This window comes from Streptomyces sp. NPDC094143 (genome assembly GCF_040303825.1).
GTDB lineage: Bacteria > Actinomycetota > Actinomycetes > Streptomycetales > Streptomycetaceae > Streptomyces.
On sequence record NZ_JBEOTZ010000040.1, the window covers coordinates 21,566 to 43,159 of the forward strand.

Sequence of the window (21,594 nt, forward strand, 5' to 3'; positions counted from 1 at the left end):
CCGAACGCCCGTCTCCACAAGCGAACGCGCACGGCATCTGCTGACAATGGCGCAGACCCTCCCGCAGTGTTCGCGAAGGCGCGTCTACCATGGAAGCCTTCACGTCACAGCACCCACCTTTGCCGACCTGAAAAGCCCTCAAAAGCTCATGGGAAGGCCAGACGAATCCTGATGGGGAACTCAATGTCGTTCATCGGCCGTGACATGGCTGTCGACCTCGGGACCGCCAACACGCTGGTGTACGTCAGGGGTCGCGGGATCGTACTCAACGAGCCGTCCGTGGTCGCGATCAACACCAACACCGGTGGCATCCTCGCGGTCGGCGCCGAAGCGAAGAAGATGATCGGGCGCACGCCCGGCAACATCGTTGCCGTCCGTCCGCTGAAGGACGGCGTGATCGCCGACTTCGAGATCACCGAGCGGATGCTCCGCTACTTCATCCTGAAGATCCACAAGCGGCGGTATCTGGCTCGTCCGCGGGTCGTCGTCTGTGTGCCCTCGGGCATCACGGGCGTCGAGCGCCGCGCCGTCATCGAGGCGTCGTCCCAGGCCGGCGCCCGCCAGGTGCACATCATCGAGGAGCCCATGGCGGCGGCCATCGGCTCCGGCCTGCCGGTCCACGAGGCCACGGGCAACATGGTGGTCGACATCGGCGGCGGTACGACGGAGGTCGCGGTCATCTCCCTCGGCGGCATCGTCACCGCCCAGTCCATCCGGGTGGCCGGCGACGAACTGGACAACGCGATCATCCAGCACGTCAAGAAGGAGTACTCCCTCCTGCTGGGTGAGCGGACGGCCGAACAGATCAAGATCACGATCGGTTCGGCGTACGACCTCGACACCGACGAGCACACCGAGATCCGCGGCCGGGACCTGGTCTCCGGCCTGCCGAAGACCGTCGTCATCTCCGCGGCCGAAGTCCGCAAGGCGATCGAGGAACCGGTCAACGCCATCGTCGACGCCGTCAAGACGACCCTCGACAAGTGCCCGCCGGAGCTGTCCGGCGACATCATGGACCGAGGAATCGTTCTGACCGGCGGCGGGGCGCTGCTGCGGGGCCTGGACGAGCGGCTGCGCCGGGAGACGGGCATGCCGATCCACATCGCCGAGGACCCGTTGGACAGCGTGGCGCTCGGATCCGGTAAGTGCGTCGAGGAGTTCGAGGCGCTGCAGCAGGTTCTGGACGCCCAGCCGCGCAGATGACATAACTCTTCGATTCCGCCGTACGGGACGATCTCCTCTCGTACGGCGGATCGTTGATATAGAGGCATAAGCTCCCACAAAGCAGCCCCTCGGTATTCCCTGGGGCTTCCCGAATTCCTATGAGGAAGGGCACGGCCGCCGCACGTGAGGGACACACGAGAGAGCCGGCTGCTCCTGGTGCTGCTGATCGCCATCGCGTTCGCGTTGATCACGGTGGACATCCGCGGTGGGGAGGACTCGCCCGTCGACGGTGCCCGGCAGACCGCGGCGACGGTCTTCGGCCCGATCGAGAGCGGCGTGTCGTCCGCGGTCGACCCGGTCGGCAACGCGGTCTCCGCCATCGCCGACTCCGGCGAACGGCACGACAGGCTCGCCGTTCTGGAAGAGGAGAACGCGGCCCTGAAGGCCCGCCTCGGCAGCGACGACCGCGCCCGCAGCCGCCTCAAGCAGCTCGACAAGCTGCTGAAGGTCGCCGGGCAGGGCCAGTACGGCATCAAGGGCGCCGAGGTCATCGCCATCGGGGCGGCCCAGGGCTTCTCCTGGACCATCACCATCGACGTCGGCGCCAACGACGGCATCAAGCGCGACATGACCGTCCTCAACGGCGACGGGCTCGTCGGCCGCGTCACCACCGTCGGCCCCAACACCGCCACCGTGCTGCTCGCCAGCGACCCCGACTTCACGGTCGGCACCCGCATGGAGTCCGGCGACGAACTCGGCTTCGCCTCCGGGCAGGGCGACCGCCCGCTGCGCGTGGAACTCCTCAACGGCAAGGCCGAGGTGAAGAAGGGCGACCGTCTGGTCACCTTCGGCTCGCAGGCCGACCGGCCGTTCGTGCCCGGCGTGCCGGTCGGCGTGGTCTCCCGCGTCGACCCCTCCGGCGGCGGCCTGACCCGCACGCTCTACGTCACGCCCTACGCCGCGTTCAGCAAGCTCGACATCGTCGGTGTCGTGGTCGAGTCCCCGAAGAAGGACCCGCGTGACACGGTGCTCCCGCCCAAGCCCGAGCCGACCCCGAGGCCGACGGTGACGGTGACCGTGACGCCGTCCGCCGGGGCTCCCGTGGACGGCCAGAACCAGCAAGAGCAGTAGGAGCTGTCACCCCATGCGCGTCAACCGGATCCTGCTCTCCTCCGCCCTGGTCGTCGTCGCCCTGGTGATCCAGGTGAGCGTCCTCGCCCGCCTGCACCTGCCGGGCGCGGTGCCCGACCTGCTGCTGCTCACCGTCCTGGGCCTGGCGCTGGTGTACGGGCACGTCGGCGGAGCCCTCGTCGGCTTCGGCGCGGGCCTGCTCGCCGACCTGGCCCCGCCCGCCGACCACGCCGCCGGGCGGTACGCCCTGGTGCTGTGCGTCATCGGCTATCTCGCCGGCCTGGTGAAGCCCGAGAACGGCCAGCTGAAGTCCGCGACCGGCCCGATGGTCGTGGTGGTCGCCGCCGCGGCCGGCTCGACCCTGCTGTACGCCGGGGTCGGGGCCCTCGTCGGGGACACCGCCGCCCGCCACGTGGGCCTGGGCGGCCTGCTGTTCACGGCCGCCCTGTACGACCTGCTGCTCGCCCCGTTCGTGGTACCTGGGGTGATGGCCCTGGCCCGGCGTGCCGAGAACGACCCGCTCGCCGAGTCCACGTCGGCCGCCACCAAGGCCACGGACATCTCCTCCGGCTGGCTCGCCGGCGGCACCGGCCTGAGGATCGGCAGCCAGCGCAACGGGCTGCGGGTGAAGGCGGCCCGGGCCCGGATGGCGCGGGCCGGGCGCATCAAGGGGGTCAAGCGGCTGTGAAGACGGGGAAGTTCACCGGAACGGGGCGGTCCGGCAGGAACGCCGGGGTGTGGGCCCTTCGTTCCCCACATGTCACCGCACACACGTGTCCGGACAGACCGTCGTACTCGCACATCCGTACACGCAGGGAGAGGGGGAGGCAGCCGCAGTGACCAACATTCCCGAGACCGGGCGGAACCCACGGGTCCAGATCCGGCTCGTCGTCATTCAGGTCCTGGTCCTCTCCCTTCTGCTCACCCTCGGCGGACGCCTGTGGTACCTCCAGATCCGTGAGGGCGCGGCCTACGCCAAGGAGGCGTCGGGCAACCACGTCCAGCAGGTGGTCCAGCCCGCCGTCCGCGGCTCCATCCTGGACGCCCGCGGCGTGGCCCTCGCCGACAACGAGACGCGCCTGGTGGTCTCCGCCTCCCGCACGGACCTGCTGAAGATGAAGGACGACGGCAAGGAAGTCCTCACCAAGCTCGCCGGCGTCCTGGGCATGACCCCCAAGGAGGTCATGGAGAAGGTCCGGCTGTGCGACGCCAAGACGCCCCAGCCCTGCTGGAACGGCTCGCCGTACCAGCCCATCCCCATCACCGACGAGGCCACGCCCAAGCAGGCCCTGCAGATCCGCGAGCGCGCCGAGGACTTCCCCGGCATCACCGCCGAGCCCCAGGCCGTGCGCCGCTACCCCAGCCCGGGCAAGGCCAACACCGCCCAGGTCCTCGGCTACCTCTCCCCGGTCACCGACGAGGAGATCAAGAAGGCGCAGAACACCAACTCGCCGTACCTGCGCTCCGACCAGGTCGGCCGCTCCGGCCTGGAGCGCCAGTACGACAAGCAGCTGCGCGGCAAGGCCGGCGTCACGCGCTACGAGGTCGACAACCTGGGCCGCGTCATCGGCCAGGCCGAGGCCGACCCCGCCCACCCCGGCGACAACCTCGTCACCAGCATCGACGCCCGCGTCCAGCGGATCGCCGAGTACGAGCTGAACGAGGCCATGAAGCAGGCCCGCAAGGAGCACGACCGCAACACGGGCACGAACTACAAGGCCGACTCCGGGGCCGTCGTCGTCATGGAGGCCAAGACAGGCCGCGTCGTCGCCATGGCGTCGAACCCGACGTACGACCCGAACGCCTGGGTGGGCGGCATCTCCGCCAAGGACTACGCCACGCTCACCGGCAAGAAGTCCAACTACCCGCTGCTCAACCGCGCGATCCAGGGCCAGTCGGCGCCCGGCTCCATCTTCAAGGTCATCCCGACCGCCGCCGCGGTCAACGCCGGCTACTCCTTCAACGGCCCCTACGAGTGCTCCAGCTCGTACTCCATCGGCGGCCAGGTCTTCAAGAACTTCGAGTCCAAGGGCTACGGGGCGATCAGCCTCGGCCGCGCCCTGGAGGTCTCCTGCGACACGGTGTTCTACCGCCTCTCCCACGAGGAGTGGAAGCGCGACGGCGGCACCAAGCCCAAGAAGAACGCCAACGACTGGTTCTACAAGACCGCCCACCAGTTCGGCCTCGGCAAGGAGACCGGCATCGACCTGCCCAACGAGGTCACCGGCCGCGTCCCCGACCGCCAGTGGAAGCTCGACTACTGGAAGGCCAACAAGGACGTCTGGTGCCGCACCGGCAAGCGCAACGGCAGCTACGCCGAGAAGATCGCCTACGAGAACTGCCTCGAAGGCAACCGCCTGCGCGCCGGTGACTCCGTCAACTACTCCATCGGCCAGGGCGACACGCTCGTCACGCCGATCCAGATGGCCACCATCTACGCCGCCATCTCCAACGGCGGCACGATGTACACGCCCTCCGTCGGCAAGGCCGTCATCAGCGCCGACGGCAGGACCGTCACGCCGATCAAGCCCCAGGCGCACGGCAAGCTCCCCATGAGCCAGAAGACGCGCAGCGAGATAAGCGATGCCCTCGCGGGAGTCGCCACCCGCGGTACGGCCGCCTGGAGGTTCGGCGGCTGGCCGCAGGACAAGATCCCGATGCACGCCAAGACGGGTACGGCCGAGGTCTACGGCAAGCAGACGACCTCCTGGTTCGCCACGTACACCAAGGACTACGCGGTCGTCATGACGATCTCCCAGGGTGGTACGGGCTCCGGCGCCTCGGGTCCGGCCGTGCGCAACATCTACAACGCGCTGTACGGCGTGTCCCCGGACGGCGACATCGACCGGAAGAAGGCCCTGCTGCCGACGCCGCAGAAGAGCCTCCCGAAGGTCAAGGCCGACGGCACGATCGCCTCCCCGAAGCTGTCCAAGGACCCGGCCAAGGACCAGCAGGCGAACAAGAAGGACCCCAACGCCCCGGCCGACCCGCTCCAGCCGGCGACGGCGGCCCCGCCGACGCCCGAGAACCGCGACACCCGAAGGCGCCGGCGCCGGCGGGGAAGCCGGAGGTTGCCGACATGACCGGCGGTGTGAACAGCTTCCAGGTCTCCGGCTACGGGCCCGAGCGCTCCGGCTGGACGCGCCTGCTGGCCCGTGACTCGGTGGCACGGCGGCTGGACTGGCCGATCCTCCTGTCGGCCCTCGCCCTGTCCCTGATGGGCACGCTGCTGGTCTACTCGGCCACCCGCAACCGCACGGAGCTCAACCAGGGCGACCCGTACTACTTCCTCGTCCGGCACCTGCTGAACACCGGCATCGGCCTGGCGCTGATGGCCGCCACGGTCTGGCTCGGCCACCGCGCCCTGCGCACGGCCGTGCCGATGCTGTACGGCTTCTCGGTGCTGCTGATCCTGCTCGTGCTCACCCCGCTCGGCTCGACGATCAACGGCGCCCACTCCTGGATCAAGCTCCCCGGCGGCTTCTCGCTCCAGCCCTCGGAGTTCGTGAAGGTCACGATCATCCTGGGCATGGCGATGCTGCTGGCGGCCCGGGTCGACGCCGGCGACAAGCAGTACCCCGACCACCGCACGGTCGTGCAGGCGCTCGGCCTGGCCGCCGTGCCCATGGTGATCGTGATGCTCATGCCCGACCTCGGGTCGGTCATGGTCATGGTCATCATCGTGCTCGGCGTGCTGCTCGCCTCCGGCGCCACCAACCGGTGGGTGTTCGGCCTGCTGGGCGCGGGCGTCACCGGCGCGATCGCCGTCTGGCAGCTCGGTGTGCTCGACGACTACCAGATCGCCCGCTTCGCCGCCTTCGCCAACCCCGAGCTGGACCCGGCCGGCGTCGGCTACAACACCAACCAGGCCCGCATCGCCATCGGCTCCGGCGGACTGACCGGCTCCGGCCTCTTCCACGGCTCGCAGACCACCGGCCAGTTCGTGCCCGAGCAGCAGACGGACTTCGTCTTCACCGTGGCGGGGGAGGAGCTGGGCTTCCTCGGCGGTGGCCTGATCATCCTGCTGCTCGGCATCGTGCTGTGGCGGGCCTGCCGGATCGCCCGGGAGACGACCGACCTGTACGGCACGATCGTGGCCGCCGGCATCGTCGCCTGGTTCGCCTTCCAGACGTTCGAGAACATCGGCATGACCCTCGGCATCATGCCGGTCACGGGCCTGCCGCTGCCGTTCGTCTCGTACGGCGGCTCCTCGATGTTCTCCGTGTGGATAGCGGTGGGACTGCTGCAGTCGATCCGGGTGCAGCGGCCGATGTCGGCATGACACCGCGCGGGGTGGCCCTCTCCCGCCCCGCGCCCCGGCCGACTAGATTCGGTCCATGGCGGACACCAAGCGTGAGATCGAGCGGAAGTACGAAGCCGAGGACGGCGGGCTGCCGGACCTGACCGGCGTGGCCGGGGTCGCGAACGTGGTCGACAGGGGGGTGGCCCATCTCGACGCGACCTACTACGACACCGCCGACGAGCGCCTCGCCGCGACCTCCGTCACCCTGCGCCGCCGCACCGGCGGCTCGGACGCGGGCTGGCACCTGAAGTTCCCGGTCGGCCCGGACACCCGGGACGAGATCCATGCCCCGCTCTCCGACACCCTCCCCGGCGAACTCGCCGGGCTCGTCCGCTCCCGCGTCCGCGACGGCGAGCTGGTCCCCCTGGTCCGGCTGCGCTCCGAGCGCGACGTACGGCACCTCGTGGACGCCGGGGGACGACTGCTCGCCGAGGTCAGCGTGGACGCCGTGCACGCCGAGCGGCTCACGGCCGGCGGGGGCGAGGCGCGGTGGACCGAGCTGGAGGTCGAGCTCGCCGACGGAGGCGACCCGGCCTTCCTCGCCCAGGTGGAGAAGCGGCTGCGCAAGGCGGGGGTGCGGCCCTCGAAGTCGCCGTCCAAGCTGGCACGGGCCCTGGCGGAGACCGCACCCGGAAGGCGGCGCCCGTCCGCGGACGCCGGGGACCCGGTGACCGCCGCGGACCACGTGCTCGCGTACGTACGCGAGCAGCGCGACGCGATCGTCGCGCTCGACCCGGCCGTCCGCCGGGACGCCGAGGACTCCGTGCACAGCATGCGCGTGGCCACCCGGCGGCTGCGCAGCACCTTCAAGTCGTTCCGGGACATCCTCGACCGGGCCGTCACCGACCCGATCGCCGACGAACTGAAGTGGCTGGCCGGGGAGCTGGGGCTGGACCGTGACCGCGAGGTGCTGGCCGCACGGCTGACGATGGCCCTGGACGAGGTGCCCGACGGCCTGGTCCGCGGACCCGTGGCCGAGCGGCTGCGCGACTGGTCGAGCGCCGAGCACCACACGGCCCGCGGCCGGCTCCTCGGGATCCTGGACTCCCGCCGCCACCTCACCCTGCTCGACACCCTGGACGCGCTGATCGCCGCACCGCCGCTGCTGAAGGCGGCCGGGAAGAAGCCCGGCAAGCCGCTCGCCGAGGCCGTGAAGAAGGACTTCCGCAAGGTGTCCCGGCTGGTCGAGCGGGCGCTGGAGCTGGAGCCCGGCACCGAACGGGACGTCGCCGTGCACGAGGCCCGCAAGAAGGCCAAGCGCGCCCGCTACGCCGCGGAGGTGGCCGAGCCGGCCCTGGGCAAGCCCGCCAGGACCATGCTCAACTCCATGAAGTCGCTGCAGAAGCTGCTCGGCGAGCACCAGGACAGCGTGATGGCCCGGCAGACCCTGCGCGAGCTGTCGGCGGTCGCCCACGCGGCGGGCGAGAGCGCCTTCACCTACGGCCTGCTCCACGAGCGCGAGGAGCAGCGTGCCCTGCGCACGGAGGCCGAGCTGCCCGCGCTGTGGGAGGAGATCAAGGGCGCGGCGGCGGGCCTGTGAGCCTCGCGGCGTACGGAGGTGCTCCGCGACCGCGTTAGGCTGGATGGTCACCCCTGTCAGTTAAGTCCAGCTCACGAAGGTGCGCGACATGCCTGCCGAAGTCGCTGCGTCGGTGTTCCCGCAGCTCGAAGCTCTGCTCCCGCATGTGCAGAAGCCGATCCAGTACGTCGGCGGAGAGCTCAACTCCACGGTCAAGGACTGGGAGTCCTGCGACGTCCGCTGGGCGCTCATGTACCCGGACGCCTACGAGGTCGGTCTGCCCAACCAGGGCGTCCAGATCCTGTACGAGGTCCTGAACGAACAGCAGGGCGTCCTCGCCGAGCGCACGTACAGCGTGTGGCCGGACCTGGAGGAGCTGATGCGCGAACACGGCGTCCCCCAGTTCACGGTCGACAGCCACCGGCCGGTGAAGGCGTTCGACGTGCTCGGCCTGTCCTTCTCCACCGAGCTCGGCTACACGAACATGCTGGCGGCCCTGGACCTGGCGGGCATCCCGCTGGAGGCCAAGGACCGCGGCCCGGACGACCCGATCGTCCTGGCCGGCGGGCACGCCGCGTTCAACCCCGAGCCGATCGCGGACTTCATCGACTGCGCCGTCATCGGCGACGGCGAGCAGGCCGTTCTGGAGATCACCGCGATCGTCCGCGCCTGGAAGGCCGAGGGCCGCCCGGGGGGCCGCGAGGAACTGCTGTTCCGCCTGGCGAAGACGGGCGGGGTGTACGTGCCCGGCTTCTACGACGTCGAGTACCTGCCCGACGGCCGTATCGCCCGGGTGGTGCCCAACCGCAGCGGTGTCCCGTGGCGGGTGTCCAAGCACACCGTCATGGACCTGGACGAGTGGCCCTACCCCAAGCAGCCGCTGGTCCCGCTGGCCGAGACGGTGCACGAGCGCATGTCCGTGGAGATCTTCCGCGGCTGCACCCGGGGCTGCCGCTTCTGCCAGGCCGGCATGATCACGCGCCCGGTCCGGGAGCGTTCGATCACGGGCATCGGCGACATGGTCGAGCAGGGGCTGAAGGCGACCGGTTTCGAGGAGGTCGGCCTGCTGTCGCTGTCCTCCGCGGACCACAGCGAGATCGGCGACATCGCCAAGGGCCTCGCCGACCGCTACGAGGACGACAAGATCGGCCTGTCGCTGCCGTCGACCCGGGTGGACGCCTTCAACATCGACCTGGCCAACGAGCTGACCCGCAACGGCCGCCGCTCGGGCCTGACCTTCGCCCCCGAGGGCGGCTCGGAGCGCATCCGCAAGGTCATCAACAAGATGGTCTCGGAAGAGGACCTGATCCGCACGGTTGCGACCGCCTACGGCAACGGCTGGCGGCAGGTGAAGCTGTACTTCATGTGCGGCCTGCCCACCGAGACCGACGACGACGTCCTGCAGATCGCCGACATGGCGACGAAGGTCATCGCCAAGGGCCGCGAGGTCTCCCGCTCGAACGACATCCGCTGCACGGTCTCGATCGGCGGTTTCGTCCCCAAGCCGCACACGCCCTTCCAGTGGGCCCCGCAGCTCTCCGCCGAGGAGACCGACGCCCGCCTGGCCAAGCTCCGGGACAAGATCCGCGGCGACAAGAAGTACGGCCGCTCCATCGGCTTCCGCTACCACGACGGCAAGCCCGGCATCGTCGAGGGCCTGCTCTCCCGCGGCGACCGCCGCATCGGAGCGGTCATCCGCGCGGTCTACGACGACGGCGGCCGCTTCGACGGCTGGCGCGAGCACTTCTCCTACGACCGCTGGATGGCGTGCGCGGACAAGGCGCTGGAGCCGTTCGGCGTGGACGTCGACTGGTACACCACCCGCGAGCGCACCTACGAGGAGGTCCTCCCCTGGGACCACCTCGACTCGGGCCTGGACAAGGACTGGCTCTGGGAGGACTGGCAGGACGCCCTCGACGAGACGGAGGTCGAGGACTGCCGCTGGACGCCGTGCTTCGACTGTGGGGTGTGTCCGCAGATGGACACCCACATCCAGATCGGCCCGACGGGCAAGAAGCTGCTGCCCCTGACGGTCAAGAACGCGGCACCCGCGCCGAGCGGCCACGCGCACTGACGGGACAGACCGGTGAGCCCCCTCCGCAGCGGAGGGGGCTCACCGCTGCCTCCGGCCGGGGCGATGATCTCCGACCTGTACGACCTGCGCCGCTGGGCCCCGATCCTCGCCACGGGCCGGCTGCTCAGCCCCGAGACCCAGGCGCAGCGGCTCAGGACGCAGCCGACCGGGCTACCCCGGTACGACGTACGGACTCGGCCTCGTCAAGACCAACGGGTGGATCGGGCACAACGGCTCGATCCCGGGCTACGAGATGGTGACGGTGTATCCGCCCGCGCGGCGGGCCACCCTGGTCATCATGATCAACACGGATGTCACGGTCGAGGGGCCAGGAGCCGTCCACACCGCTCGCCCGGGCGGTCACGGCGGTCGCCACACCGGACCACGTGTACGACGGTTCGGTGATCGCCCGCCAGCGGTGCTTTTCCGCCGCGGAACGAAGGGTGAGACACCGCGGTCCCGGGGGACCCGCTGAGGAGGCGGAGTCGGTGACGCTCCCCCGGGGGACCGGTTCCGTCAGGTTCCCCCAGTTCAGAACGCGTGCTGGGGGAGCCGTCAGCTCAGTCCGCCGTGTTCGCAGACCCGGCGGGCGACCTCCCGGAGCTTGGTGTTGTGCTCCTGGGAGAAGCGGCGCAGGACGTCGAAGGCCTGCTCCTCGGTGAGGCGGTGGCTTCCCATGAGGATGCCCATCGCCTCGCCGATGACGTGCCGCGTGGCGATGGCCTGCTCCAGCTGGGCGTGGTTGCGGGCGCTGGAGAAGGCGACGGCGGCGTGCGAGGCCAGCAGCCAGCCGGCGGTCTCACTGTCCTCGGAGAAGGACCCGGGGCGGTGGGAGTACAGGTTGAGCGCGCCGAGATTCTCGTCCTCGGTGTACAGCAGGAAGCCCATCATGCTGCCGATGCCCAGATCCTCGGCCCGGCTGGCGTAGGCCGGCCAGCGGGACCGCTCGGTGGTGAGGTCGCCGAGGCGGTACACCCGCTCACCGGTGCTCGTGCGGGCCGCGTCGAAGCAGGGGCCCTCGCCGAGACGGTCCTGGAGCCGGTCGCTCTCCACCACCAGGTCGTGGGTCGGGGCGAGCGACTCCACGGTCTCGCCGTGCAGCAGCAGGACGCCGGCCGCGTCGCACCCGGAGACCAGCTCGACGGCCGCGCGGGTGATCTGGCCCAGAGTGGCCTCGACCGAGTCCTGGGCGAGCAGGTCCCGCGCCATGGAGGCCATCTCCCGTGCGAACACGCGCCAGTCCACCGTCGTCCTCCTCGGTCCGGGTACCGGCCTTGATGCCTCTTGCCACGGTGTCAGGGGTCGTACGCCTCCGGGGGAACCGCCACTTGCCGGATTTATCGAATCTCGATAGATTTCCATCGTGGTTCGATTGGTAGGCGGGGAGTGGGGATGGGGAAGCTGGCCGTGACCGCGTTGCGCGCGGTGCTGGTGATGCTGCTGGCCGGTTCGTTGTTCGTGCAGGGCGTGATGGTCCCGCTGCTGGCGATCGACATGAACGGGCTCAGGCCCGAGTACGCCCATCTGCGCACGCCGGTCCTGGTGATCCTGGTGCTGGGTGTCGTGACCGCTCAGGTCGTCATCGTCTGCGTGTGGCGCCTGGTGACGATGGTGCGCCGCGGGACGGTGTTCTCCACGGGTGCCTTCCGGTACGTGCACCTCGTGATCGGCGCGTTCGTGGCGGCCGCCTGCCTGGTGTTCGCGCTCGGGGTCGTGCTCGCGCCGGGCGAGGCCGTCGCGCCCGGCGTGGTGCTGCTGCTGGGCGGGGTCGGTGTGGCCGTTCTGGGGGTCGCGCTGGTCGTGCTGGTGCTGCGGATGCTGCTGGCGCAGGCCGTCGCCCGTGACATCGAGGCGGCCCGGATGCGGGCCGAGCTGGAAGAGGTCATCTGATGCCGATCGCCGTCGACATCGACGTGATGCTGGCGAAGCGGAAGATGTCCGTGGGCGAACTCGCCGAACGCGTCGGCATCACCCCGGCCAACCTGGCCGTCCTCAAGAACGGCCGCGCCAAGGCGGTCCGCTTCTCCACCCTCGCCGCGCTCTGCGAGGTGCTGGAGTGCCAGCCGGGTGACCTGCTGCGCTTCGAGACGGGCGGGGACGCCTCCGGAGCCTGAGCGCGGTCACCCACGTCGTCGGCGGCATGGCCCGGCCGGCCGTCGTGCGGCGGATGTCCCTCCCGCGGGCGCCTCACCGGGCCTCACGTCGGAACCGGACGGTACGACCGCGGGTCCGGGTGGCGGATCTGCGGGAGAACGGGCCGGGATGGTGCGGTGCGGGATCCGGACGGGGCGCTGCGGCGTCTTCGACGGTATGGATCTGGAGAAACCGCCCCGTGAGGGTTCCGTACCGGGGGTCGGTCCGCGCACGCGTCCGGCCGGGCCGCCCGTCCGGCGGCAGCCGGAGGCGCCCGAGGGGTGCCTCGCCGTCGCGATCCGGATGCCGGTGCGGATCGTCGTGCTCGTGCTGGTCGTCCCCGTGCGGATGGCCTGGGACGCGCTCGTCGTCACCGGCCGGTTCCTGAACGACACCCTGCTCCGGCCACTCGGCCGGGCCCTGCTGTGGCTGGGCCGCGCGGTGTTCGTCTGGCCCTTCGTGGGGCTGTGGCGGTACGTCGCGGTGCCGCTGGGCAAAGCCCTCGCCTGGCTCGGCAACGTCCTCGTCGTGGTGCCGCTCGTCTGGCTGTACCGGTACGTGCTGACACCCCTGGGACACGCGCTCGCCCTGGCCGGGCGGGGCGTCGGCGCCGTGCTCGGCTGGGCGTACGCGCACCTGCTCACCCCCGCCGGGCACGCCGTGATGTGGGTGGTGAGGGGGATCGGGGCCGCGTTCGCCGCGCTCGGGCTCGGCGCCTGGACGGCCGTGGCGTGGCTTGTCCGGTACCTCGTGGCCGTACCGGCCCTCTGGCTGTACACCTGGGTGCTCGCGCCCGTCGGACGCGCCCTGCTGTGGTGCGGCAAGGGGCTGGTGTGGCTGGTCAGCACGGTCGTCACCGGCGTCGGAGCGGCCCTGTACTGGATCGCGCGGATCCTGTTCGTGCTGCCCGCGCTCGCCCTGTGGCGCCGGGTCCTCACGCCCGTGGGCCGTGTCCTCGCCGTCGTGGGACGAGAGGTGCGGGACGCCCTGGGCCACGCCTGGCGCGTCGCCGGCCACGTCTCGCTCGCCGTCGGGCGGTTCCTCGGCACGCTGTTGCGGTGGACCTTCGTGGAGCCGCTGCGGTGGGTGTACCGCGGTGTGCTCACGCCCGTCGGGCACGTCCTGCGCGACACCCTGCTGCGGCCCGCCGCCGAGGCCGCCCGCAGCGCCGGACGCGCCACCCGGCAGGCCCTGGCCGCTGCCCGCCAGACCGTCCGGCGCACCCGCGCCGACGTGCGCCGGATGCTCCTCGGGGAGCCGAGGCGGCCCGCGCCGGCCGCCCGGAGGGAACCATCCGGCCGCGAGGCACGTACTCTTGGTAGCAGTACGACCGCTCTCACGAAGGACTGAACGACACTGGGCAAGCGACAGCCCGAAGGCCCGCCGCCCGCACCCGCGGTGCAGCGCATCCGACTGCGCTACACCAAGCGCGGCCGCCTCCGGTTCACCAGCCACCGTGACTTCCAGCGCGCCTTCGAGCGTGCGTTGCGCCGTGCCGAGGTGCCGATGGCCTACTCGGCCGGGTTCACGCCGCACCCGAAGGTGTCGTACGCCAATGCCGCACCCACCGGCACGGGCAGTGAGGCGGAGTACCTGGAGATCGCGCTCACCGCGCGCCGCGACCCGGAGCAGCTCAGGGTCCTCCTCGACGAGTCGCTGCCCGCCGGGCTCGACATCGTCGAGGCGGTCGAGGCCCGCACCTCGGGCCTCGCCGACCGGCTGACGGCTTCCGTGTGGGAGCTGCGGCTGGACGGCGTGTCGCCGGGGGAGGCCCGCCGGGCGGCGGACGCCTTCACCGAGGCCGAGACCGTCGAGGTCCAGCGTCTCGCCAAGAACGGCGTGCGCACCTTCGACGCCCGCTCCGCCGTCGTGAGCCTGGAGAGCCGCGACCTCGCGGAAACGCGGAGTTCGCAGGCTGATAGGCCGACCGACCAGCCCTGTGCGATACTGCGGCTGGTTGTTCGGCACGTGACGCCTGCCGTACGACCCGACGACGTCCTGTCCGGTCTCCGCGCCGTGGCCGACCTGGCGCCGCCGGTCCCCGCAGCGGTGACCAGGCTGGCGCAGGGGCTGTTCGATGAAGAGACCGGCACGGTGACCGACCCGCTCGCGCCCGACCGCGAGGCAGCGCAGGCCCACTCAACGGCCGAACAGTCTGCCGCCGCGACGGCGCCGGTGTAAGGAAGGTCCCGCGTAGGGACGGACGTCGTAACGCCGCCCTCGGACTCGGGAGCCACCTGGGTCGGGCAGCGTACCGACCAGAAGACTTTCGCCAGGCCGTACGCATTCGGCGTACGGAACCGGCGAGACAGGACACGGAGAGCTCCCGTGCGGCGCCCGCGCCCCGGACGGCGGCGACGCGCACAGCGCGAGCCGCGGACGTCACCGGCATCGCCGGACCAGGCGCGGCGCCCGGGAGCCTGACGGGAGATAAGCCCGCATGCTCGAACCGACCGAACCCACAGAGTCCGCACAGGGCTCCGAACAGAACACCCCCAGCGACACCCTGCCGCCCCGCCGGCGGCGCCGTGCCGCGTCCCGCCCGGCCGGTCCGCCCGCCGGTGCCACCGACGCGCCGGCGGAGACCGTCGCACCGGCCATACCGGCCGCCGAGGCCGAGGAGCTCGCGGCCGACGCCGTGGAGACCGACGAGGCCGAGGAGACCGCCGCGCAGGACGCCGCCACCGACGTGACGGAGCCCGCCGAGTCCTCCCCGGTGGAGGACACCGCGTCCGCCGGGCGCAAGCGGCGCCGTGTGGTGCGCCGTGCCTCCGCACCGGCCGGGGCTCCGGCCGCCGAGGCCGCCGAGACCGTGCTGCCCGCGACCGCCGCCGCACCCGCCGCCCTCGAGGCGCCGGAGCAGGCCGAGGTCCCCGCACCCGCCGAGGACGCCGCTCCCCGGCGCACCCGGCGCCGTGCGACCCGCAGCGTCACCTCGCCCGCCGCTTCCGCTTCCACCGAGAACGACACGCCGGCGCGCAGCGACCAGGCCGCGCAGAGCGCGCCGGTCGACTCCGAGCCGGCCGTCGCCGAGGCCGACGAGGTCGCGATCGCCGGTGCCGACACCACCGAGGAGGCGGCTCCGCGCCGCACCCGCCGGCGGGCCTCGCGGCGCGTGTCCGCGCCCGCCGAAGCGGCCGGCTCCGGCGTCGACGCCGGTCCGTCCGGCTCCACCGCCGAATCCGCCGAGGCGCCCGCGGAATCGCCCGAGGAGGCGAAGGCCCCCGTGACCGAGAACCCCGCCGAACCGGCCCGCAGGTCCAGGTCCCGGTCCCGTTCCAAGGCCGCCGCCGAGACGGCCCCCGTCTCCGGGGCCGAAGAGGCCGCGCCCGCCGCGCAGGCTTCCGCCCAGGCCCCCGCCGCGTCCGAGGCCCCCGCCGAAGCCACCGCCCAGGCCCCCGCCGCCGAGCCCGCCGAGGACGCCGCCCCGCGGCGTCGCCGCCGGGTCGTGCGCCGGGCCGCCGGCGGATTCGCCGAGCCCGCCCAGCCCGCCGGGCGCGCCGCCGGTGCGGCCGCCGGTGAGAACGAGGGACCGGCGCGCCCGGCACGGCCCGCCGTCGCCCTCTTCCAGCCGCCCGTCTTCACCGAGCCCCAGTTCCAGACCCCGGAGCGGGCCGCCGCGGCCGCAGCCGAGGCGGCCGTTAACGCCGAGGAGCCCGAGGACCTCACGCAGGACACGCAGGACACGCCGGAGACCCCGGAGGGACGCGACGACCGGTCCGACCGGGACGAGCAGACCCCCGGATCCCGTCGCCGTCGCAGGCGCCGGGGTGGCGAGGAGCCCGAGGCCCCGGCCGCCGAGACGGCCGTCGAGGAGCCGGAGGAGGCCGAGGAGTCCGCCGAGGACCAGGTCGAGGACGACGACCAGGACGACTCCGAGGGGCCCGGCTCGCGCCGGCGCCGCCGCCGGGGCGGTCGCCGCCGCCGTCGCGGCGAGTCCGCCGAGAGCGACGGCGACGCCGCGGACGGCGACTCCGACGAGATCGACGCCGTACAGGACGCCGAGGACGCCGCCGAGCAGACCGAGGAGGACCGGGAGGACGCCGACGAGGCCACCGACCGGGACGACTCGTCCGGCGGGGGCGGCTCCAGCAGCAGCCGCAGGCGCCGTCGCCGCCGTCGCCGCGCCGGTGACTCCGGCCTCGAGGCCGAGCTGTCCGACGACGACCCCGAGCGCACGGTCGTCAAGGTCCGCGATCCCCGGCCCGCCCGCGAGAAGAGCGCCGAGCCGTCCGACGAGGTGCAGTCCATCAAGGGCTCGACGCGTCTGGAGGCCAAGAAGCAGCGCCGCCGCGAGGGCCGTGAGCAGGGCCGCCGGCGCGTCCCGATCATCACCGAGGCCGAGTTCCTGGCCCGCCGCGAGGCCGTCGAGCGCGTGATGGTCGTCCGTCAGCACGGCGACCGCACGCAGATCGGCGTTCTCGAGGACGACGTGCTCGTCGAGCACTACGTCAACAAGGAGCAGGCGGTCTCGTACGTCGGCAACGTCTACCTCGGCAAGGTGCAGAACGTGCTGCCGTCGATGGAGGCCGCCTTCATCGACATCGGCAAGGGCCGCAACGCCGTGCTGTACGCCGGTGAGGTCAACTTCGAGGCGCTGGGCATGGCCCACGGGCCGCGGCGCATCGAGTCCGCCCTCAAGTCCGGCCAGTCGGTGCTCGTCCAGGTGACGAAGGACCCGATCGGCCACAAGGGCGCCCGTCTGACCAGCCAGGTCTCCCTGCCGGGGCGCTACCTCGTGTACGTGCCCGAGGGCTCCATGACCGGCATCAGCCGCAAGCTGCCCGACACCGAGCGGGCCCGGCTGAAGACCATCCTCAAGAAGATCGTCCCCGAGGACGCGGGCGTCATCGTGCGCACCGCCGCCGAGGGCGCGAGCGAGGACGAGCTGCGCCGGGACGTCGAGCGGCTGCAGCAGCAGTGGGAGGACATCCAGAAGAAGGCCAGGAGCGGCAACGCGCCGACGCTGCTGTACGGCGAGCCGGACATGACCGTCCGGGTCGTGCGCGACATCTTCAACGAGGACTTCTCCAAGGTCGTCGTCAGCGGCGACGAGGCATGGTCGACGATCCACGGGTACGTCTCGCACGTGGCGCCGGACCTCGCCGGGCGGCTGCAGAAGTGGACCTCCGAGGTCGACGTCTTCGCCACGTACCGGATCGACGAGCAGCTCGCCAAGGCCCTGGACCGCAAGGTCTGGCTGCCCAGCGGAGGCTCGCTGGTGATCGACCGGACCGAGGCGATGGTCGTCGTCGACGTCAACACCGGCAAGTTCACCGGCCAGGGCGGCAACCTGGAGGAGACCGTCACCAGGAACAACCTGGAGGCGGCCGAGGAGATCGTGCGCCAGCTGAGGCTGCGCGACCTCGGAGGCATCATCGTCATCGACTTCATCGACATGGTGCTGGAGTCCAACCGGGACCTGGTGCTGCGGCGCCTGCTGGAGTGCCTGGGCCGGGACCGTACGAAGCACCAGGTCGCCGAGGTGACCTCGCTGGGTCTGGTGCAGATGACCCGCAAGCGGGTGGGCCAGGGCCTGCTGGAGTCCTTCTCCGAGACCTGCGTTCACTGCAACGGGCGCGGTGTCATCGTGCACATGGAGCAGCCCACCTCCACCGGGGGCGGCGGCAAGCGCAAGAAGCGGGCCCGTGCCGGTGCCGCCGAGCAGCCGCACGTCCACGAGGCGGCCGTCGAGACCGCCGAGCAGGAGGCCGAGACCGAGGCCGAGGTCGTGGCCGAGGCCGCCGAGCCGGTCGCGCTGCCCGAGCCGGCCTTCGAGCCCGACGAGGAGCTGTACAGCAGCGCCGCCGAGGCGGAGGCCGCGGCCACCCGCGGACGGTCGCGGCGCCGGGTGAGCCGGCGGGCGTCGGCCCCGGCGGGCGCGCCGCGCGGCGAGTCCGCGAGGGCGGAGAGCAGGGCGGCCGAGCCGGTCGCGGACGCCGCCGAGGGGCCCACGGCCCAGGACGTCACCGCCGCGGAGGAGGTCGCCCGTCCCGTGCAGCCGGAGCCGGCCGCGGAGGCGCAGGCCGAGCCGATGGCCGTGGAGGACCCGGTGGTGGAGGCGGCGCAGCCCGCTCCCGTCGCTGCGGCCGAGGAGGCCGCGCCGAAGGGCCGCACCCGGCGGCGGGCCACCCGCAAGGTGTCCGCTCCGGCCGGTTCGCCGGCGGGGGCCGAGGCCGCCGTGGTGACGGTGGCCGAGACCTCGCCCGCGGTGTCCGAGGCCCCGCCGGCCGAGGCGGCCGGGCAGGCCGAGCCGGTCGCCGAGCAGGTCGCCGAGACGCCTGCCGAGAGCGCCGCCCCGGCCCGTCCGCGGCGCCGGGCCGTGCGCAAGTCCACGGCGCCCACCGCGTCCGAGGAGGCGGCCGTCGTGGTCGTCCCGTCGGCCCCGTCGGAGGAGCCCGCGGCGGAGACCGGCGCTCCGGCCGCCGACGCGGCTGAGACCGAGACGGGCGAGGAGCCCGCCGCGGCCAAGAAGACGGCCCGCAAGACGGCCAAGAAGGCCACGGCGAAGAAGGCCGCCACCAAGAAGACCGCGGCGAAGAAGACCGCGGCGAAGAAGACGACGGCCAAGAAGGCGGCGAAGACCACCAAGACGGCCGCCAAGAAGGCCACGTCGAAGAAGACCGCGGCGGCCGAGCAGACGCTCTCCTCCGTCACGGCCTCCACCGACGAGGGCTGACCCGTACGGCGAACACCCGGGGCGTGCGCGGCCACGCGTACGCCCCGGGCGCCGGCCCGGGGGGCCGGAGTGACCGGACGCACAGGCCGGGGGCCCGGCTCGGTTTGACCCCCTCGACCGCGGCCCCGTAACCTTGACCGTCGGCGTGTCGACTGACGCGTCACATCCCCGTAAACCTCATCCTCCGGGCGCCGGGCGCCCAGGAGAGGCCGCCCGCTCTGCCGGGCGGCTGGCCTGCGGGGGTGCCGTTTCCCGAGCGAGAGAGTGAGTTCCGCGTGTACGCCATCGTGCGCAGCGGTGGTCGCCAGCACAAGGTTGCTGTCGGCGACATCGTTGAGGTTGACAAGATTTCCACTGCCAAGGTTGGCGACACGGTCGAGCTCTCGACCCTGCTCGTTGTCGACGGCGACGCCGTGACCAGCGACCCGTGGGTGCTGGCCGGCATCAAGGTCCAGGCCGAGGTCGTGGACCACCACAAGGGGCAGAAGATCGACATTCTGCGCTACAAGAACAAGACCGGTTACCGCCGTCGCCAGGGCCACCGCCAGCAGTACACGGCGATCAAGGTCACCGAGATCCCCACGGCTGCGAAGTAAGGGACTGAGGAGAAATGGCACACAAGAAGGGCGCATCGTCCACTCGGAACGGTCGCGACTCCAATGCCCAGCGGCTCGGCGTGAAGCGCTTCGGCGGTCAGGTCGTCAACGCTGGTGAGATCCTGGTCCGTCAGCGCGGCACCCACTTCCACCCGGGTGCGGGCGTCGGCCGTGGCGGCGACGACACGCTGTTCGCGCTCCAGGCCGGTTCGGTGCAGTTCGGCACCCACCGTGGCCGCAAGGTCGTGAACATCGTTCCGGTCGCCTGATCGGACACTCTCGCGAGGCGGACCTCACTTCCCGTTGCGGGAAGGCGGGTCCGCCTTTCGCTTGTTGAACAAGTACATCTCGTTGAACAAGTAAATCTCGTACGTACTTCTGGAGGCACCCACCATGACCACCTTCGTGGACCGCGTCGAACTGCATGTCGCCGCGGGTAACGGAGGCCACGGCTGTGCCTCCGTCCACCGTGAGAAGTTCAAGCCGCTGGGCGGCCCGGACGGCGGCAACGGCGGTCGCGGCGGGGACGTGATCCTCACCGTCGACCAGTCCGTCACCACGCTGCTCGACTACCACCACTCCCCGCACCGCAAGGCCACCAACGGCAAGCCCGGCGAGGGCGGCAACCGCTCCGGCAAGGACGGGCAGGACCTGGTCCTGCCGGTGCCGGACGGCACGGTCGTGCTGGACAAGGCGGGCAACGTCCTCGCGGACCTGGTCGGGCACGGCACGTCGTACGTCGCCGCGCAGGGCGGCCGGGGCGGGCTCGGAAACGCGGCCCTGGCCTCGGCCCGGCGCAAGGCGCCCGGCTTCGCGCTGCTCGGCGAGCCGGGGGACGTGCAGGACATCGTCCTGGAGCTGAAGACGGTCGCCGACGTGGCGCTGGTCGGCTACCCGAGCGCGGGCAAGTCGTCCCTGATCTCGGTGCTGAGCGCGGCCAAGCCGAAGATCGCCGACTACCCCTTCACCACGCTCGTGCCGAACCTCGGCGTCGTCACGGCCGGCTCGACGGTCTACACGATCGCCGACGTGCCCGGGCTGATCCCCGGGGCCAGCCAGGGCAAGGGCCTGGGGCTCGAGTTCCTGCGGCACGTGGAGCGGTGCAGTGTGCTCGTGCACGTCCTGGACACCGCCACGCTGGAGTCGGACCGCGACCCGCTCTCCGACCTCGGCATCATCGAGGAGGAGCTGCGCCAGTACGGCGGGCTGGACAACCGGCCGCGCCTGGTCGTGCTGAACAAGATCGACGTACCGGACGGCAAGGACCTGGCCGAGATGGTGCGGCCCGACCTGGAGGCGCGCGGCTACCGCGTCTTCGAGGTGTCGGCCGTGGCGCACCTGGGACTGAGGGAGCTGTCGTTCGCGCTCGCCGAGCTCGTGGCCAAGGCGCGGGCCGAGAAGCCGAAGGAAGAGGCCACGCGCATCGTCATCCGGCCCAAGGCCGTGGACGACACCGGCTTCACCGTGACCCGCGAGGACGACGTGTTCCGGGTGCGCGGCGAGAAGCCCGAACGCTGGGTGCGGCAGACCGACTTCAACAACGACGAGGCGGTCGGTTATCTGGCGGACCGGCTCAACCGGCTCGGTGTCGAGGAGGCGTTGATGAAGGCCGGCGCCCGGGGTGGCGACGGCGTCGCCATCGGCCCCGAGGAGAACGCGGTCGTCTTCGACTGGGAGCCGTCCGTGACGGCCGGTGCCGAGATGCTCGGCCGGCGAGGCGAGGACCACCGCTTCGAGGAGCCGCGTCCGGCCGCGCAGCGCCGCCGGGACCGGCAGGCCGAGCGGGACGACGCGCAGCAGGAGTTCGACGACTTCGAGCCGTTCTGAGCAGAGCCCTTCCCCCGACGGGTCGTAGGGGGCCGCGCGGATGAGGAGCCCTGACCGCTCCCGCGCGGTCACCGCCCTCGGGGTTTCGCTCACCCACCTCCGACTGAACACCTGTCAGACTCGCCCCGGCAACGGCTGGTTCCAGCGCTGGCGGCGGGTCTTCTTTTG

16 protein-coding genes and 1 pseudogene are annotated in these 21,594 nt (G+C 71.8%); 16 read left to right on the forward strand and 1 reads right to left on the reverse strand.

Translation table 11 applies throughout. The features are described 5' to 3' along the window. Positions 1-183 precede the first annotated feature (183 nt). The 8 genes and pseudogenes from ABTZ58_RS34090 to ABTZ58_RS34125 all read left to right on the forward strand — a co-directional run. Positions 184-1,203 carry a rod shape-determining protein gene (locus ABTZ58_RS34090; protein ID WP_028422119.1) on the forward strand — a complete coding sequence of 340 codons (1,020 nt, stop codon included), beginning with the start codon at positions 184-186 and terminating at the stop codon, positions 1,201-1,203. A gap of 144 nt (positions 1,204-1,347) precedes the next feature. Then, positions 1,348-2,295 (forward strand): rod shape-determining protein MreC, encoded by a 948-nt coding sequence (mreC, locus tag ABTZ58_RS34095; protein ID WP_351365430.1) that lies wholly within the window; start codon positions 1,348-1,350, stop codon positions 2,293-2,295. Positions 2,296-2,308: 13 nt separating this feature from the next. After that, on the forward strand, positions 2,309-2,983 hold the full coding sequence (mreD, locus tag ABTZ58_RS34100; protein WP_351365433.1) for a rod shape-determining protein MreD: 675 nt from the start codon (positions 2,309-2,311) through the stop codon (positions 2,981-2,983). Positions 2,984-3,131: 148 nt separating this feature from the next. Continuing rightward, positions 3,132-5,378, forward strand: a complete 2,247-nt coding sequence (gene mrdA / locus ABTZ58_RS34105; RefSeq protein ID WP_351365436.1) for a penicillin-binding protein 2 — start codon at positions 3,132-3,134, stop codon at positions 5,376-5,378. Further along, complete coding sequence (rodA, locus tag ABTZ58_RS34110) at positions 5,375-6,577, forward strand: rod shape-determining protein RodA (protein ID WP_351365439.1); 1,203 nt, start codon at positions 5,375-5,377, stop codon at positions 6,575-6,577. The genes mrdA and rodA overlap by 4 nt, the downstream gene beginning before the upstream one ends. A 55-nt stretch (positions 6,578-6,632) precedes the next feature. After that, positions 6,633-8,138, forward strand: coding sequence for a CYTH and CHAD domain-containing protein (locus ABTZ58_RS34115; RefSeq protein WP_351365442.1), 1,506 nt, complete (start codon positions 6,633-6,635; stop codon positions 8,136-8,138). Positions 8,139-8,226: 88 nt separating this feature from the next. Continuing rightward, a complete protein-coding gene (locus ABTZ58_RS34120) occupies positions 8,227-10,191 on the forward strand; it encodes a TIGR03960 family B12-binding radical SAM protein (RefSeq protein ID WP_351365445.1) in 1,965 nt (654 codons plus the stop codon). Positions 10,192-10,245: 54 nt separating this feature from the next. After that, a pseudogene (locus ABTZ58_RS34125) lies at positions 10,246-10,592 on the forward strand (serine hydrolase); the annotation flags it as partial. A gap of 154 nt (positions 10,593-10,746) precedes the next feature. On the opposite strand, the gene ABTZ58_RS34130 reads toward ABTZ58_RS34125, so the two are convergent. Further along, positions 10,747-11,436: a GAF and ANTAR domain-containing protein gene (locus ABTZ58_RS34130; RefSeq protein ID WP_351365448.1), complete on the reverse strand. Its 690-nt coding sequence runs from the start codon at positions 11,434-11,436 to the stop codon at positions 10,747-10,749. A gap of 147 nt (positions 11,437-11,583) precedes the next feature. On the opposite strand from ABTZ58_RS34130, the gene ABTZ58_RS34135 reads away from it, so the two are divergent. The 8 genes from ABTZ58_RS34135 to obgE all read left to right on the forward strand — a co-directional run bounded on the left by ABTZ58_RS34135 (position 11,584) and on the right by obgE (position 21,426). Then, entirely contained in the window at positions 11,584-12,081 is a 498-nt protein-coding gene (locus ABTZ58_RS34135) for a DUF2975 domain-containing protein (RefSeq protein WP_351365451.1), read from the forward strand. Continuing rightward, positions 12,081-12,305 (forward strand): helix-turn-helix domain-containing protein, encoded by a 225-nt coding sequence (locus ABTZ58_RS34140; RefSeq protein WP_351365454.1) that lies wholly within the window; start codon positions 12,081-12,083, stop codon positions 12,303-12,305. The genes ABTZ58_RS34135 and ABTZ58_RS34140 overlap by 1 nt, the downstream gene beginning before the upstream one ends. Positions 12,306-12,501: 196 nt before the next feature. Beyond that, positions 12,502-13,674, forward strand: a complete 1,173-nt coding sequence (locus ABTZ58_RS34145; protein WP_351365457.1) for a hypothetical protein — start codon at positions 12,502-12,504, stop codon at positions 13,672-13,674. Between the two features lie 48 nt (positions 13,675-13,722). After that, the gene (locus ABTZ58_RS34150) at positions 13,723-14,505 is read left to right on the forward strand and encodes a TIGR03936 family radical SAM-associated protein (RefSeq protein WP_351365459.1); all 783 of its coding nucleotides are present in this window, start codon (positions 13,723-13,725) and stop codon (positions 14,503-14,505) included. A gap of 259 nt (positions 14,506-14,764) precedes the next feature. Next, positions 14,765-19,003 (forward strand): Rne/Rng family ribonuclease, encoded by a 4,239-nt coding sequence (locus ABTZ58_RS34155; RefSeq protein WP_351365462.1) that lies wholly within the window; start codon positions 14,765-14,767, stop codon positions 19,001-19,003. Between the two features lie 275 nt (positions 19,004-19,278). After that, complete coding sequence (gene rplU / locus ABTZ58_RS34160) at positions 19,279-19,599, forward strand: 50S ribosomal protein L21 (RefSeq protein WP_003990208.1); 321 nt, start codon at positions 19,279-19,281, stop codon at positions 19,597-19,599. Positions 19,600-19,613: 14 nt separating this feature from the next. Further along, the gene (gene rpmA, locus ABTZ58_RS34165; protein ID WP_010041940.1) at positions 19,614-19,868 is read left to right on the forward strand and encodes a 50S ribosomal protein L27; all 255 of its coding nucleotides are present in this window, start codon (positions 19,614-19,616) and stop codon (positions 19,866-19,868) included. A gap of 124 nt (positions 19,869-19,992) precedes the next feature. Beyond that, on the forward strand, positions 19,993-21,426 hold the full coding sequence (obgE, locus tag ABTZ58_RS34170) for a GTPase ObgE (RefSeq protein ID WP_351365466.1): 1,434 nt from the start codon (positions 19,993-19,995) through the stop codon (positions 21,424-21,426). The last annotated feature ends 168 nt before the right edge of the window (positions 21,427-21,594 follow it).

Excerpts from the sequence above, each read along its gene's own strand:
- ABTZ58_RS34090 (WP_028422119.1), top strand. The coding sequence starts at position 184 with ATGTCGTTCATCGGCCGTGACATGGCTGTCGACCTCGGGACCGCCAAC.
- mreD (WP_351365433.1), top strand. The coding sequence starts at position 2,309 with ATGCGCGTCAACCGGATCCTGCTCTCCTCCGCCCTGGTCGTCGTCGCC.
- rodA (WP_351365439.1), top strand. The coding sequence starts at position 5,375 with ATGACCGGCGGTGTGAACAGCTTCCAGGTCTCCGGCTACGGGCCCGAG.
- ABTZ58_RS34115 (WP_351365442.1), top strand. The coding sequence starts at position 6,633 with ATGGCGGACACCAAGCGTGAGATCGAGCGGAAGTACGAAGCCGAGGAC.
- ABTZ58_RS34120 (WP_351365445.1), top strand. The coding sequence starts at position 8,227 with ATGCCTGCCGAAGTCGCTGCGTCGGTGTTCCCGCAGCTCGAAGCTCTG.
- ABTZ58_RS34135 (WP_351365451.1), top strand. The coding sequence starts at position 11,584 with ATGGGGAAGCTGGCCGTGACCGCGTTGCGCGCGGTGCTGGTGATGCTG.
- ABTZ58_RS34140 (WP_351365454.1), top strand. The coding sequence starts at position 12,081 with ATGCCGATCGCCGTCGACATCGACGTGATGCTGGCGAAGCGGAAGATG.
- ABTZ58_RS34145 (WP_351365457.1), top strand. The coding sequence starts at position 12,502 with ATGGATCTGGAGAAACCGCCCCGTGAGGGTTCCGTACCGGGGGTCGGT.
- ABTZ58_RS34155 (WP_351365462.1), top strand. The coding sequence starts at position 14,765 with ATGCTCGAACCGACCGAACCCACAGAGTCCGCACAGGGCTCCGAACAG.
- rpmA (WP_010041940.1), top strand. The coding sequence starts at position 19,614 with ATGGCACACAAGAAGGGCGCATCGTCCACTCGGAACGGTCGCGACTCC.
- obgE (WP_351365466.1), top strand. The coding sequence starts at position 19,993 with ATGACCACCTTCGTGGACCGCGTCGAACTGCATGTCGCCGCGGGTAAC.